This window comes from Vibrio genomosp. F10 str. ZF-129, assembly GCF_000287055.2.
GTDB lineage: Bacteria > Pseudomonadota > Gammaproteobacteria > Enterobacterales > Vibrionaceae > Vibrio.
On record NZ_AJYQ02000091.1, the window covers coordinates 23,550 to 38,087 of the forward strand.

11 protein-coding genes and 1 other RNA gene are annotated in these 14,538 nt (G+C 39.9%); 9 read left to right on the forward strand and 3 right to left on the reverse strand.

Features of this window, described 5'->3' with window-relative positions; all coding sequences use genetic code 11:
- Window positions 1-65 precede the first annotated feature (65 nt).
- The 7 genes from ssrA (at window position 66) to A1QO_RS10010 (ending at window position 8,724) form a co-directional block, all read left to right on the forward strand.
- Window positions 66-432, forward strand: a transfer-messenger RNA (tmRNA) gene (gene ssrA, locus A1QO_RS09975).
- 96 nt (window positions 433-528) lie between these two features.
- Window positions 529-1,800 carry a site-specific integrase gene (locus tag A1QO_RS09980; protein ID WP_017041482.1) on the forward strand — a complete coding sequence of 424 codons (1,272 nt, stop codon included), beginning with the start codon at window positions 529-531 and terminating at the stop codon, window positions 1,798-1,800.
- Between the two features lie 330 nt (window positions 1,801-2,130).
- A complete protein-coding gene (locus tag A1QO_RS09985) occupies window positions 2,131-3,294 on the forward strand; it encodes a site-specific integrase (protein WP_017041483.1) in 1,164 nt (387 codons plus the stop codon).
- A gap of 68 nt (window positions 3,295-3,362) precedes the next feature.
- On the forward strand, window positions 3,363-4,574 hold the full coding sequence (locus A1QO_RS09990) for a helicase RepA family protein (protein ID WP_017041484.1): 1,212 nt from the start codon (window positions 3,363-3,365) through the stop codon (window positions 4,572-4,574).
- Between the two features lie 466 nt (window positions 4,575-5,040).
- Complete coding sequence (locus A1QO_RS09995; RefSeq protein WP_017041485.1) at window positions 5,041-6,063, forward strand: hypothetical protein; 1,023 nt, start codon at window positions 5,041-5,043, stop codon at window positions 6,061-6,063.
- A gap of 330 nt (window positions 6,064-6,393) precedes the next feature.
- Window positions 6,394-6,852, forward strand: coding sequence for a hypothetical protein (locus tag A1QO_RS10000; RefSeq protein ID WP_141707128.1), 459 nt, complete (start codon window positions 6,394-6,396; stop codon window positions 6,850-6,852).
- 831 nt (window positions 6,853-7,683) lie between these two features.
- On the forward strand, window positions 7,684-8,724 hold the full coding sequence (locus tag A1QO_RS10010; protein ID WP_017041488.1) for a ParA family protein: 1,041 nt from the start codon (window positions 7,684-7,686) through the stop codon (window positions 8,722-8,724).
- Between the two features lie 238 nt (window positions 8,725-8,962).
- Here A1QO_RS10010 and A1QO_RS10015 read toward each other — a convergent pair whose 3' ends face one another.
- Window positions 8,963-9,301, reverse strand: a complete 339-nt coding sequence (locus tag A1QO_RS10015; RefSeq protein ID WP_017041489.1) for a hypothetical protein — start codon at window positions 9,299-9,301, stop codon at window positions 8,963-8,965.
- A 173-nt stretch (window positions 9,302-9,474) separates the two neighbouring features.
- Here A1QO_RS10015 and A1QO_RS10020 point away from each other — a divergent pair, with 173 nt between their 5' ends.
- On the forward strand, window positions 9,475-10,314 hold the full coding sequence (locus A1QO_RS10020) for a hypothetical protein (RefSeq protein ID WP_017041490.1): 840 nt from the start codon (window positions 9,475-9,477) through the stop codon (window positions 10,312-10,314).
- A gap of 405 nt (window positions 10,315-10,719) precedes the next feature.
- Here the strand turns inward: A1QO_RS10020 and A1QO_RS10025 are convergent, their stop codons facing one another.
- A complete protein-coding gene (locus tag A1QO_RS10025) occupies window positions 10,720-11,979 on the reverse strand; it encodes a type II toxin-antitoxin system HipA family toxin (RefSeq protein WP_017041491.1) in 1,260 nt (419 codons plus the stop codon).
- The gene (locus tag A1QO_RS10030) at window positions 11,976-12,305 is read right to left on the reverse strand and encodes a helix-turn-helix domain-containing protein (RefSeq protein ID WP_017034174.1); all 330 of its coding nucleotides are present in this window, start codon (window positions 12,303-12,305) and stop codon (window positions 11,976-11,978) included. Before A1QO_RS10030 ends, A1QO_RS10025 begins: the two co-directional genes overlap by 4 nt.
- 725 nt (window positions 12,306-13,030) lie before the next feature.
- Between A1QO_RS10030 and A1QO_RS10035 the strand changes: the two genes are divergently transcribed.
- Window positions 13,031-14,374 carry an MBL fold metallo-hydrolase RNA specificity domain-containing protein gene (locus A1QO_RS10035; protein WP_017041492.1) on the forward strand — a complete coding sequence of 448 codons (1,344 nt, stop codon included), beginning with the start codon at window positions 13,031-13,033 and terminating at the stop codon, window positions 14,372-14,374.
- Window positions 14,375-14,538 lie beyond the last annotated feature (164 nt).

Below are 14,538 nucleotides of genomic sequence, written 5' to 3' on the forward strand. Positions count from 1 at the left end.
CTTGAGCACTTAAACGCACAGCGCTAGACAGCCAATGCTTTTCTGGTACTATGCGAAGAACACTTGGGGCTGATTTAGGATTCGACAAGAATTTTGAAGTCTGAGGTGCATGCCGTGGGGCGGTTGGCCACGTTAAAAGCCGCAAAAAAATAGTCGCAAACGACGAAAACTACGCACTAGCAGCTTAATAACCTGTTGAGAGCCTTTCTGCCCTAGCTTCCGCTTGTAAGACGGGGAATAACAGAGAGTCAAACCCAAACTAGCTAGATCGGATTCTCCCGCCTGAGAGATGAAGTTCGAAATTTAATTCAGGATAGTCATTTACTAGCGTGTCGGTTCGCAGGTACTTGGTGAATTTAAAGATCGACTAAGCATGTAGTACCAATGATGAATGATTTTTGGACGCGGGTTCAACTCCCGCCAGCTCCACCAAACGTTTGGAAAGGGCGGTAACTCATTGAGTTATCGCCCTTTTTGTATTTAACACCCCAATAATTTAGCTGTTGGTACTAAAATACGGTACTAAACATGCGCTATCTAACACTCTCTAAAACAGGAATTTGGCAGTTCCGTTATCAGATCCCAGAATCGAAAAGGTCATTATTTGAAGGTCGTAGAGAACTAAAGCGCTCTTTACGTACAAATGATCTGGCTCTAGCTCGAATCTTAGCACTAGAGATAGAGCTAAAAATACTTAGACAGATTAACTGTAGTGGTATAGTTGAAGTCGAGAATGGTTCTGCTCTAGGACGTATCCGGTCAACAACATCACCAAACAGTAGACAGACACCTACCTCCCCAGCCCTATCTCGACTTCTTGAAATGTACTGTGAATATAAAGCGAACTATGTTTCAGAAAAAACGCTTGAAGGGCAACGAGCCAAATGCCAAGTCGTTCTTGACCTTCTTGAAATAGAATCGATAAAAAACATTAGGCGCCGAGATGCGGAAGTCGTTCAACAACAACTCCAGAGCTTCCCCTCCAACTCTAAGAAGAGCAAAGAATTCAAAGCGCTTAGCAATCCTGAAATTTTGATGTTGAACCAACGAATCAAAAAACCATGTTTATCTGAGGGTAGTATTAGAGACTATATGCAAAAACTATCTTCTTTCTTCGAGTGGTGTTTAAAGAATGAATATACTGATATTAATCCTTTTAAATCATTGAGGTTCAGGAAGACCACTAGAGATCGAGATTCAAAGAATCACTATTCAAGAGAACAACTTTCACTAATTTTCAGCAATGAAGGTTTCAACGAAAACAGGTTCCAGCATAGATATCAATATTGGCTGCCGTTCCTTGGCTACTACACAGGTGCTCGGTTGAACGAACTTTGCCAACTATATACTGATGACATAATTGAAGTTGATGACATTTGGTGTATTCAAATTAGAGCTACTCGCAGCGATCAACGACTTAAAAACCTTAATAGTGCGAGGATTATCCCTATTCACCAGAAACTACTAAAGCTCGGTTTCCTTGAGTTCGTGAGAAACCAGAAAGATGGGAGAGTATTTGATGAGCTCAAACTTCAGCGTGACGGCTATGGTACATCTGCTAGTAAGTGGTTTGGGAGGCTAAAAACCCGCTTAGGCTTCACTCGCGGATATGATTTCCATTCATTCCGTCACACTACTGCTACCAATCTCAAAAACCAACAAGTCAACGTCGATATAGCAGCATCATTACTCGGACATTCGACTAACTCAATAACCTATGATCGCTATGGAAAATGTCATGCAGTTGGGCTCCTTAATCATGCCATCAACATGATTCCTGAACTTCCAGCTTCAATCTAAAAGGACAATTTTTAAAGCGCCCGCAAGTCAAATTGATATTTATTCCATTATATTTAAGCAAAATTAAATCAAATTTTTTTGATTTAATTTTGTCCCCCATAAAAAAAACATCGACTTAAAATACATCGGTTTTTTTTTTTGATTTATTTTTACTAAAAATTGAAGTCTTGAAATTTATTAGTGTCTTGAATAAACACGAACAAATCTTGCTGGCGCTTCATTGATGCACATTTTAGACTTTAAAGTCAATACATTACACCCATTCACAAATTATTCATTACTCGTAACAATTACCTCAGTCCTTAACGCTATTTAATAATAGGAAAAATAATGCGCTACGGTAATGTGAATCAACAAGAACATTCTAAATCATCTGTAAATGCTTTGAAGCGAACACTTGGTCGAGCAAAATCTAGAAAGTATCGGGAACAAAAAAAACTGACACTCGTTGAATTACAGCAAAAGTTTTTAGAAACAATGCCCCGAAAAAACATCACTAGTAAAACTGTGAATGACTATATCGTCTCATTACGCATGCAAGATGAACTCGTTAATGCTCAATACGTCGATGAAATCGACTTCGAGTGTGCTCAGTATATAGTCGCGGCAATTCAACACTATCCCAAAAACAAAACCAAAGATCACGACCTTCAGGGATTCGATGGTTACGATGCAATCTATCGAGCTGCAGAGCTAGGCAAGGATTCGATCTCGACATCAAGGGCTCTAAGTATAGTACAACGCCTCTCTACGTTCATGAACTACTGCGTCAGGATGGATCATGCAACCACGAATGTATATCGCGGTCAGATGAGTAAAAGAGACGTAGTTTTGAACCCTAGGTTACCGTTTGCAAATGAACATCTTTCTGCGATCTTCACTATGAAAGATTACCGACTACATACGTACCGTCACCCATACCACTATTGGATTCCCCTACTACTCAGGTATACAGGAGCGAGGCTAAACGAGCTTTGCGCATTATACAGCTCAAATATCAAAATCATTGACGGTGCTCTATGCATAATGATTGATGCACAGAATGAAGACCAACGTGTAAAAAATCAAAACTCTACACGATGTATCCCTGTTCACTCTGAGCTAATTAGGCTCGGGTTCGTGGAGTTCATCAATTCACTAAACTCTGAAAGAGTCTTCCCTGAACTAGGGTTAGTTAGTGGCTATTACTCACACTACGCATCAAAGTGGTTTTCTAATCGCCGAGCTAAACTACATCTTGGGAAAGGTCTAGATACCTATTCATTTCGCCACAGGTTTATCACTGAAATGAGAGAAAATGACATATCCTTCCCGACGATCATGAGCCTAGCTGGTCATCTAAATAGCGATGAACATCCTGAACTAAAAAAATGGTACAGCTCACCGACAAACCAAGTGTATTCCCATTTCCTCACACCTCTGGTTACCAGCCCATCAATCGAGGCTATCTGTAGCAAGCATACTCAGCACATTCGTCCTTACAACGAGCGTTAGTTACATCCACTAAAATATCTATCGGTGAGGAGGCGAGCCCTCCTTACTCATCATCACGAGCAATAAATATGTCATTGAAAAAACTTGTCATTGCGACTGTAAATAATCTAGTCGCCCCTAATCAGACAGCAGCAGAGCCCCCTTACAACGTGTACAGTAGTTTAAGTCAGGCCTCTTTCAATTATGGTCATAGTGAAGGTATTCCTTCCAAAATGCTGACAAAACCTGAATCACATGCAACTCTATCACCGCGAGAAGAAAGAATCTTTAAGCCTAAAACACTAAAGTTCCTAAGAGGCTCCGAAGGATACGAACGTACTCTCTATTGGTGTGTTAAGAACTACATACCTACCAATTCAATGGGGGTCATATACGCACCATCTGCCTCACTCAAAAGTTTTCTAGCGATAGATATCGCTTGTTCAGTTGCAGAAGGTTTTGACTGGTGTGGAAATAAAGTTAAAAAAGGTGCTGTACTGTACGTAGCTGCGGAAGGTGCTTTAGGAGCTAGCAGACGTATAAGGGGATGGGAAATCCATAACAATGCGACTGTTAATAATTTATTTGTCTTAGACCATGCAATCTTCCTAACTTATCCAGCAGACATGACTTCACTAAAAAATGCAATCAAGGCACTAGAGGAGTCAAACAGAATAAAGTTCGATTTAATCATTCTCGACACATTAGCACGTAATTTTATTGGCGATGAGAATACGCAACAAGACATGAGTAAATTCATAACTGCTTGTGACTCTTTGAAAGCTGAAATTGAATGCTCAATTCTCTTAATTCATCACACGGGAAAAGACGCTTCAAAAGGAGCCAGAGGTAGCTCCGCTCTCAGGGCTGCTTGTGACTGTGAATTCCAAGTCCAAAGGATTGATGGAGGGAAATCGCTTAACTTTATCAGTACTAAACAAAAAGACATAGAGGAGTGCGAACCAATCCAGATCGACTTTGAAACTGTTCAACTCGATGTGTTTGATGATGAACATAACGAAATAGAAACCTTAGTTAAAGTAGCTCACTCTATGCAAAAGAAGACAGCTGGAAACAACCTTGAAACAAAGATTTTAGAGTATATAGATGCGCAACCGAATAAAAAGATAACTCGCAAAATGCTACGTGAGTTCATCTATCCCAACCAGAAAAAGCTAGAGGACAAAGAAAGAAAACAACTACAGAGAGCACTTAAGTCGTTGCAAGAGAGCAAGCTAATTTTTGTCTTCCAATTGGATAACAGATCTCAGGGTAGCGACGAAATTCAACTTACTACTTAATCTTCTCCATGTGACATGTGACAGACCTATAAGGTCTGTCACATGTCACAAATCAAAAATCCCTCTTCGCGTTGAATTGAAAATTCAACTCGGAGAGTGATTCCCGCGAAGCGGAGCCCTTTTATTTTGATGTTTTACTTCGTCGTGCAGTATTGTCGAAGGACATTATAGTTTGAGCATTTTTTAACGATTAAGTTGTGGCCTAATTCATTTATTGCTCCAAAGTGTCTTTATTCCTAATAATTTACCGTTTAGAGATCATCGCAATAGATCAAACTAATTTAACCCTTATTTTGAACACCTATACGAAACTTTCCATAGTTCTGTCCCGAAGTTATCTTTCGATTCACACAACAAGTTGATAAAAGTTGAGTTTCATAATGATTGGTCGCAACATAGGCAGAGCATAAAAGCGGAAAAATTCAGTCTATAACGTTAAATGTATAACTAAGTACGGAGTAATTAAATGAGTCAGTTAGAAGCAACTCAAGAATCTCTATCGAGGATGCAAGCTTTTGATACAAAAAGCTTAGCGAGGGAAGAAGAGCTGGGGCGAAATTTCGATTTTTCAGCAATTGTTGCACCCGCTTCAAAATTAGTCCGTTTGTATAATCAGCTTGGTCTATCTACTCTAGACGACTTCCCTGATGGAATACTTACTCAAATAAAGCAAATCGCTGATGCGGATTTCAGTCGCTTTCAGCAAGCTTTAGATTTTGACCCAACAACAGTTGAAAATCAAAATCCCACTCAACCTAGAGATTATATCATTCAACAAGTAGCCGCTGCTTACGATCCAACGTTCCAGAAGTTATTCCCTTTTATATCTTATGGTACTAGTAAGTCTGTTGATTTCCAGAGAATGGAAAATGAAGCCAGAGCAATGCTTCAAAATGTGAAAGATGAAGCAACTGAAATTACAGGGCATCTAACGGTTCATCAAGAACAGGCAGAAAATGTACTTGCTGACGTACGTAAAGTAGCGGCGGAGCAAGGAGTATCGCAGCAAGCAATATATTTTAAAGATGAATCAGAGGCACATGAAAAAGAATCTGAATATTGGAAAACAAAAACTATACATGCTTCTATTGCCTTAGGTATTTACGCATTTTGTACGTTATTCATTCACAAATTGGCATGGTTTAAGCCTGAAGATAACTTGCAGGCATTTCAATTGATGACAAGCAAAGTACTGATTTTTGGTGTTATTGCATACTTACTCTTTTTGGCTGCAAAAAACTTTTTATCTCATAAACATAATGCAATAGTTAATAAGCATAGACAAAATGCTCTCATGACCTACAAGGCTTTAACGGATGCTGCCACTACTGAAGAAAGCAAGGATATCGTTTTAACACATGCTGCATCTTGTATTTTCTCACCACAAGATACAGGTTACATTAAAAACGAGAGTTCCTCTTCACAAGGTGGAGTTGGACGCTCTGTGATTGAATTAATGCCCAAAACAGCAATGAAATTGGATGGATAATAAGCAAAAATACATTTAACAATAAACGCTTTAAGTGTGATATGTAACCGTAAGCCATTTTCGCTTCGATTCAAATTTGGCACACTTTTATTTGCGCTTGTGTGGGTGTTGGTTTTCAGTGGTTGAGTTTGAATATGGGACGTATTGAAAGCGAGCTTTGTCCATGGTGCACGATCTCAGAGTGCCATAAAAAAATCGCGACTCAACAAAACCCTTTCAGAATGATAAGCGCTATGGGTGGTCTGGATGACTATATAGAGGCTATGGGTAAAATCAGGCGGTAGGGTTTAAATACATATCAGCGTTTAAATTTGCATGGGAGTTTGTCAGTTGTTAGAACAAATACTGCAGTGGCCACCAATCGGTCAGAGTATCATCGGGTCTACTATTTTTGCTGTAGTGCTTTGGGTTTTGAAGACATTATATTCATTCGGCTTTAGTAAAGTGGCTAAGTTCAATAGGGAGTTCTACCGAAGCCGAATAAACGCAGAGTTAGTACATTGCACAGCAATGAATAGCGAGAATGTAAATATTCAGTCATTTTCGTTGATTGGGCTAATTTACGTCGCATTCATAGATGTACTCAAAGCTTTAATATGTGTGTGTTTGGGAATGATTTTAGCCAGTATCCTGCCAATTCTGAAAGAAGTTAGTATTGTCTTTGCAATGTACTTTTTGATGAATGCTTTAAACGTAGTAAATCGAAGCTCTAAGAAAAGTAAACTTACGTATAACGAGCGAATAGAAGCCCTTAAACAAGAGTTAGCCGAACTTGAAGACGAAAAATAAACAAATAAGCGAATAAGCGAATAAGCGAATAAGCGAATAAGGATTCAGATACTTTTTCTAACCTGATAGAAAACGTTTGCCACTCTGGTCATAAATCATTACTGTCCATAAAGGTTACAGCTGGCAATGTCTGAATGGTTTCTGTCCAACTCCGAGCTGGCGCGTGTGGTAGCTTATCTTTGCCAAAAACTATAGGGTAGACGTTTAAAACGTGCCTATTAGCTCCATAGTTCCTTTAGAATTCATCCGAATAAGTTGATAAACCATCACTTAAATTATTAGGTTACACCTTGCCGACTATAACACGCCATTTAACTTAAACTATTGATTATAAATTGAAATAGTAAACAAAAAGTGACATCATGTGACTAATAAGACGACTATTAGCCGCTAAGTAGTATTATGTATAGTGCAAGAATTCAATTTGTGGAATGTATTCCACAGCTATTATTTTTTGAAAGGGACTGAAGTTGGAAATTAAGATTCCTGATGAGATCATCCAGACAGTAATTACATTTCTAGTAGGAAGTCCTAAAGTTTTAGCGACTCTTGTACTGTCGTGGATTTCTGGTCATATGTGGTCATATATCGTATTTACGTATTTTCGAGAAAAAAACAAAAGTGAGGGTTTTTTTGATGGCTGGTTGGGCAAGACAGCACTAGGGTTATTCTGGTTCTCTCTAATCATGTTACCCATATATTATTTAGTCCATGCCTCATTTACGATTGAATACGAAAATATTTTATCAGTTCTAATTACAACAATTCTGTATTCGTATGTTGTTCAAGCTATCATTTTTATAGCTATTACACTGTTCAAGAGAGGTTAGCATGCCAGAGCCTAAAATTATTAACATTGTAAGTGGTAAAGGTGGCACTGGTAAAACTTTGTTAACCGCAGTATTAGCAGACTTACTTGGAAATGAAAATCACTCCACACTAATTATCGATCTAGATGTTTTCGTACGAGGCTTAACATCTTTGTTGTATTACCATAAAAAAGAAAGATTAGAGCTTATCGAGGATGGTGAGATATCAATCGCAGATTTTTTTATAGGCAAAGGTGATTTGGAAGTCTCTGGTGCTTCAAAGGTTGCAACTGCTAGATATAGGGCATTTGATGTCGTCCCTTCTGTATCTCGCGTTGACGAAATTCTGAAGTTTACAGATTTGATGCCCGACACCAAAGGTGAAGCAATAGAGTTACTTAATGCTTTACTAAGTAAAGTATCCAAAAGCTACGATTTTATTCTTTTAGATAGTCGTGCTGGTTATGATGAGTTAGTTGCGGCAAGTCACTTCATCAGTGACGTCACTCTCTGTGTAGAAGAAGAAGATAGTATATCTAAAATTACATCAGACAATCTTATTAACCAATTAAGGGAAGACTCAACGAGCTCTATATTCAGACTTCGCAATAAAACACGGTCGGACAACTTAGATTTGGCGCAGCAAGGCGGTGTTGAGTATTTAGGTGCAGTCCCCTTTGATATGGATGTTATGAGAAGTTTTGGTACTAAGTATTTTTGGGATGATATTAGCCGTACAATTTACAAGAGTTCGATTGCCAAGTGCTGGAACAAACTCTCGAACAAGCTGGGCTGGAACGTTACGGTTGATGAATTTAGGTCTAAACCTTTTGGCAATGAAAAAGTGGAACGAAAGCTTCAGTTCTTTGCGGTAAAGGATAGGATTTTACTGGTCTACGGTCTAATCATCGGCTTTGTTGGTATGGTCTATCCTTTGATCGATATAGCTTGGCTAATGTCCATGCTTGATGATCAAGAGGGCTTTATTCGTATTGTTTCCATGTTGACAGGTGCTGCTGGCTTTTCACTAGCTGCATGGATCATCTTAAAAAATAAGAAATAGGCATTAATAAGGATAGATGTCGAATAGCCGACATCTATCAGATATGTTGAGCTAAACTGACGCGATTTTATTAAGCTGCACTATCAATACTCAACGCCAATGTAATTAGCTATCCAATGAAAACTATCAAAGCAGTTGTTAATGCTACGAAATGAATTTTAAGCGGTATCGTTCATTATATTTAACTGCTATTGCTTATATGCTAGGTATCTCAGATATCTAGAATATAAGTATAGAATCACTCAACCTTCCTATCTAACATTCGCTGAGCGATTCTAGTTACAACGTCTTCACACATTTGATCAACGGCACTGTGCAATTCTCTCAAATCAGATGAGTTAAGAACTTCTGGAAAACCTGTTCTCAATAAACATAGTGCAGGAAAATCGTTTTCAAGGACCTTACATGCCAAGCGGTAGTCCTTGGATTTACTTTGTTTATCTTCTTCACATATCAACCCTTTTTTTACGCAAAGATTCATTACATCACTTTCAACTCGAGCTTTAATGTCTCTAGCTTGATCAAGTTCGATAGCAGATATAAGAGCGTCTTCAAATGTAGTTATTTCATCTTTCATGGTTTTCTTAAAATGTAGGAAACTATTTTTACTAATCAAAATTTTTTAGGGAGTTGAGAGGGGCTCCTCTCACCAGTGGATCAAATGCGGAGCTATTTGTCCTATCTGGAAGCCACTATCACTGCGGGATTTATTTGGTATTTAGAACACAGATTAGTAATCTGAAATAAAACATGCTCAAAAATTGGACTGTAACTACCGAGCCTGTTAAAGCAGGGTTAAAAGGGGTAATGACTAGAGAGCTGTACCTGCTCTCTAGCTCCCACCGGAACCATCAAAATACAGAAAAAATAATCTCGCTAATTGGCAACGCAAAAACATCTCAGCTAATCGCATTACGGGGAGAAGAATACAAAACAACCCAGCAAATATTGAAGACTAGAGGACGTCCAATCTCGAGCTATGCTATGGAGTTCTGTTTAACTCTACCCAGAGGTTTCCGGCCATCAGTAAATCAATGGCGTTTAATGACAGGAGACTGCTGTAGAGCTTTGGCGCATAACTTAAAACTCACACACGAAGAGACTCAAACATTCAAAAAACTGATTAGAGCGGTGTTACATCAACAACCACAACAAGGTAACCTTGGTAGTGGAGACCATGTTCACCTTATTGTAGGAAAAGTCTTGGGGACGAGAGTGCTCAAAATGCTCCAAAAAAAATCGGCAACGAGATTAATAAAGAGCGCATTTAATACGGCTGTACTAAAACACTGCCAAATAGATCACCGTCTCTACGTCCCACATAGTCCCTCAAAAGGAGTTCGCCTAAATGAATGGAGATACCAACAAAAACAAGCTCGAGAATCACTCGAAACTCAAAAGGTAATCCTCAAATTACAAAAGCAAATAGACAGATGGCTTAACGCAAAAAGAGCTCGTATCGTTTATCAAGAACAACGCCAATACAACCGCATATCTAATACACTCCAAGAACTTTCTTTATGCCATTTAACCGCAGAGCAAAGCTCAACAATTGATCGCCTAAAAGCATCTGCTCAACTGACTAAGTAGCCCAGTTCAACTCCCTATTAGGGAGTTGAACTGGGGACAATTAAAGCCAATGTAATTGAGGGGGTCATATCAATATAATTCCAGTATTGCACTAACTATCACATGGTACTAAAATACCTAAAACAAACAAAAATCAACATCTAAACTATTGAATTTAAAACACTCGTGGAGCATCCCGCCAGCTCCACCAATTCAACATTTAAAGACGTCCTCGGGCGTCTTTTTTTGTGCCTATAACAAATCAAAATCAATGACTTATCGTCTTTCAAAGTCTTTTTACATTCTACAGCTTCTTTGCTTTTTAGATACAGCCAAAGGTACACTGCTGAGTTACCTCCCCGCTTCCTCTAATGTGAAAAATCTCTTCAGCTTAAGTAACTTGCTCATCTAACTCTCTTTATAGGTCTACAGGGAAATTCTGAAGTCATCACTCAACTTGCCCCAGTGTTTCTTTAGTGCGTCTTTTTGCTCAACTTCCATAGGAAGCTCTTGCAGCAAATTGGGCCAGTTTTTTCGGGCTAGGCTCATCACATCAATCAGGTGTGGCTTAACCGCAACCCACGGTACTCCGGCTTTCTCAGCCCACTCTTCAAAGTGCTTCATGGTGATTTCAAACCACTGTTTGGTTCCTACCATGTTCAGCGCAAGGCTGTCATTTTCTATATACGGAGAGGTGAATACCACGTCATAAAGAGGCGATAAGCGCGGGGAGTAAGCATCGCTATAAATCAACGTCCAGTTTTTAAGGTGTGCATCGCCATTTCCTAGCAAGATGTTAATCAATAACCTTCTTGCCATCTGCTGAATGTCTTTCAATCGTTCAGAGCTAGATTGATAGAGCACGTTGCCTAGTTGTTCATAGTTAACCCGTTGATATTTGTCCGAAGGATAAAGGCCAAATACTTGAGCAAAATCTTCAGTATGGATACGCCCTTGGTCACTACGATCGAATCGCTTGATGCCATAAGCATATTGCTCATTCGGTAATTTAATACAGGGCAACCCCTCAAGCTCTTCCAGTTCAATTAGTCGTATTTCAGGTATCTCTGCCCCCGCCGCCTCAGCCAGCTTCATACAGGTATATTCATTGACGGGTACACCTTTGTGAACAGTAGATGGGGTTTTAATAATCCACATATCCTCAGAAATCTCTTGATCGATATGGTATCGGCCATCTAGATGTGACGAGGAAAACTTCATTTGTACGCCTGCCAATGAAAACTTGGTATCAGCATGTCTAACATTGATTTGCTGAGGCTCTGTCGATAATCGCTGCTCTAACGCCCAATCGGGCACATCACCCGCTTTTATCGGCTTAGCGATTAGTGCTCCTGGCAAGTTAGAGCCCAAATAGGCAAGAATTGAAAATTCGTTGTTTACGTGGCATTGGAGCGCTTTGGCTGTCAGCTCTCTCAATGCTCCCTCTGGTAACAGATTGGATAATACAGTCGGGATTTTATCGGTCCGAATCTGAGGTTTACTTAAATAGCCAGGGTCACGCAGTTGCCTCAATGTAAAAACAGGCCGCTTCTCAACTGGCATCACAACAAATTCGGGATTAAAGGTCAGTATATTTTTTCCACCAGCATAATGTGTAATAACCGCTACATCGATGCCATGCAACTGGATATTAAGACCCTCGACCTTTTCTACCTGCCTAGTCATGATTTGCCCTCTATGTCGAACCAAAAGCCGAGATCATCAGTATCATCTTGCAATCCATCTGAACTTTGGGTGCTATCGCTTTGACGTTCTGACATTTTATCTGGCGAGGAAAGAAAGGTTTTCTGGCCTTTAGGTAAAATAGAGAGCTCTAAGTCCAATCCTTCTAAAATTCTGAGTAAGGTTGATAGCTTTACGTCACTACCTGCTTCAATACGTTGATACTGTTGCTGCTTCATGCCGATTCGCATGTACATGTCTTTTTGCTCGATACCCAGCTTTTTACGTTGCTCGGTAAGCAGCACTGCAATTTCATCAATATTCTTCACTACACACCTCAAACAACTCTATTGTTGTACTAGTTACTATAAACAACATATTAGTTGTAAAAACCCCCTCTAACAACTTTAAAATTGTATTTTGCATCATTAACAACTCAGAAGTTGTTCCGTTGAGATGGATGAGAGAATTAGATTCTGAGGAAGTGCACACTATTTGGGTGAAAAATGGGGGTAACCGTAAGGAATAGGTACACCAGTAAAAACCAAATCAATACAACTTAATGAGAAACAGACAGTTAAAAATCAAGTTCAACTTACGCCAGCCGCTTGAGGATGGACGCAACCCGTTGATTTGTAGGGCTTTTTTGAATTTTCACGCTTGGTTTTATCGGTTTTTCACTGAACGTAGGTACTAAAACATGCGCTATTTGACTCTAAGCAAAACTAGAATCTGGTCCTTTAGATTTCAAATCCCTTCCGCTGTTATCTCAAGCGTGCAGTAGTGATAACGCAAGAGTGGAATTAAGTTGAATCCCCGTATTTTCGAAGATGAAAGATAAGGTTATAACATTATCTATCTGGCGCGGATCGCGCTCTAAAATATCCACCTACGAGCACTAGCGTTTCATTCATTGGGATTTTAGCTCGCTCATTATTCAAAAAATCCATGCAATCAAGTAACACACTCGTTATGTATTCTCCTTTTCATCGCATTAATCGAACCCAACTTTGTATTTACATCGCTCCAGAGGCACAGTAATGAATCGTTGATTATGGCGTTAATTGGGGAGTGGATTATGGAAATCATACATCACGGCGGCAAAAATACCATTACAGGTTCTTGCCATGAACTGAGAGCCAATGAACAATCCATTCTTATCGACTGCGGGTTGTTTCAAGGGGCTGACACACGCCCACTTGATATTGAGTTTGCTACTCAGCACCTCGACGCATTGCTACTTACCCACTCTCACATCGATCATATTGGCCGCTTGCCTTGGTTACTTGCTACGCAATTTAGCAAGCCTATTTATTGCAGTGACGCGACCGCAGAGCTAGTGCCATTAATGCTTGAAGACAGCTTAAAACTGCAACTGGGGTTAACACAGAAAAAAAACGAACAGGTACTTAATCATCTGCGTCGTATGCTAAGCCCTCGAAAATACAATCAATGGTTCCCGATCACGAAAGAAAACCCCAACGGGCTAATGGCTCGATTCCAGCAAGCTGGGCATATTCTTGGGTCTGCCTATATAGAGGTTCGTCTACCCAACCAAGAGGTCATTGTGTTTTCTGGTGACTTAGGGCCGAACAATACCCCTCTTTTACCTGACCCTGTCTCCCCGCAACGTGCCGATCACCTATTGATTGAAACCACATATGGTAACGCAACGCATGAGGACATCAGTACCCGCTCCGAGCGGCTTAAAGCCATTATCGACCGTTCCCTGAGCGATGGTGGAGCCATTCTGATCCCTGCTTTTAGCGTAGGTCGAACCCAGGAATTGCTGTTTGATATTGAACGGCTCATTTATACGCACCAGATAGATATTAAGGTTCCTATCATTCTTGATTCACCAATGGCTCAAAAGGTCACCGATTCGTATCGTCGCTTTAAACAACTTTGGGGTCAAGAAGCCAAAGAACGATTACAAACACACCGTCACCCACTCGCTTTTGAGCAATGTATTACCGTTGAAGACTATCGCAGCCACCAGCGTTTGGTTAACAGGCTACAATCGACTGGGGAACCCGCTATCGTGGTAGCCGCCTCAGGTATGTGCCAAGGTGGGCGAATCATTGATTACTTGAAAGCATTACTGTCCGATAAAAGAACCGATCTCATTTTGGCTGGCTATCAAGCCAAAGGCACGCTCGGACACGACATCCAAAATAATAAACGAACTGTGGTGATTGATGACGAGGTAATCGCAGTGAATGCAAAGGTGCATAGCATGTCTGGATATTCTGCTCATGCCGACAAAGCCGACTTGTTAAAATTCATTGAAGGGATATCGCCTCCCCCAAAAACAGTCCATTTGATACATGGGGAACCAAAAGCAAAAGAACAGTTTTCAAGTGAGCTAATCAAGAAAGGGCTCACGGTAATAAAATGATTTAATTCAATTAATTAGGTTAATTTCATCAGTAAGGCAATGATCTTATCAACGGTTTGGGTTGCCATGATCTAATCCGTTAATCCCTCTTCTTTTGTGCGTTTTTCTCTCAACTCTCTATCGACTTAGTTAGAAAGAAATGTGCCTAAAATACGGGATCAAGA